The organism is Mesorhizobium sp. M2A.F.Ca.ET.042.01.1.1 (assembly GCF_003997405.1).
Classification (GTDB): domain Bacteria; phylum Pseudomonadota; class Alphaproteobacteria; order Rhizobiales; family Rhizobiaceae; genus Mesorhizobium.
Window position 1 is genome coordinate 1 of the sequence record NZ_RZRX01000592.1, and the last position, 929, is coordinate 929.

1 protein-coding gene is annotated in these 929 nt (G+C 63.7%); it reads right to left on the reverse strand.

Going from position 1 to position 929, the window contains the following annotated elements; genetic code table 11:
* Positions 1–233: 233 nt before the first annotated feature.
* On the reverse strand, positions 234–929 hold a 696-nt coding region (locus tag EOA23_RS35050; RefSeq protein ID WP_189341847.1), incomplete at its 5' end, for a TolC family protein.

The following is a 929-nucleotide window of genomic DNA, read 5'->3' on the forward strand; positions in this document are numbered from 1 at the left end:
GGCCAAACGGACGGCCGAAACCGTCTGTCAGGCGATCGGCGAGATCCTCAACCGCACGACACCCGCCGAGTGCTCAAACTACTTCGCCAATGCAGGATACGACCGGAAATGACTTCATCCCGCTCTAAAGCGCATACGCGCTTCAGGCGATGCGCAGCCCGGTCAGTCATCCTGAAAAGACAAACGCCGCGCATCCATGGGACGCGCGGCGTTTATCGACGCTGGATCGGAAATCAGCGCCCGTCGGGGGTGCGCAATCCGATCCACTTGTCCTTGACGGCGTTGTAATGCTCTTCCGGCCTGTATTTGGTGACCGCCAGGCCCAGGCGATCGACCGACAGCCGCCCCATCGCCGACAGGATGGCGTAGCTCGCCACCACCACGTCGCGCTCGGAGCTTGCCTGGTTGATCTTGGCGGTGATGACGGCGTTCTGCGCGTTCAACACGTCGAGCGTCGTGCGCTGGCCGACATTGCGCTCCTCGATGACGCCGTTCAGCGCCAGCTGCGCGGCGTCGATGACCTGCCTGTTGGCATCTACGCTTTCGCGCGCTGCGACATATTGCGTCCAGGCCGAGACCACGGCCTGGCGCACCTGGTCGCGGCTGACATCGACCTGGATGCGCGCCTCGCTGAGCGATTCCTTGTTCTGCCGCACAATCGCCGAGGTCCTGCCGCCCGAATAGATCGGAATGGTCAGAGTGGCGCCGATATTGGCGGACGTCGAGCTACCGTTGGGACTGCTGGAGGAACCGGGAGAGGTGTGGCTGTAATTGTCCGAGATGCCGGCGGAGGCCGAAAGCTGGGGCAGCAGCGCACCTTCCGACGACTTCACCGAAAACGCCGCCGCATCGACGAGATGCTGCGTGGCAAGGATGGCCGGATGCTCGGCCGAGGCGACAGCCAGGGCGGATTCGAGATTGCCCGGCAG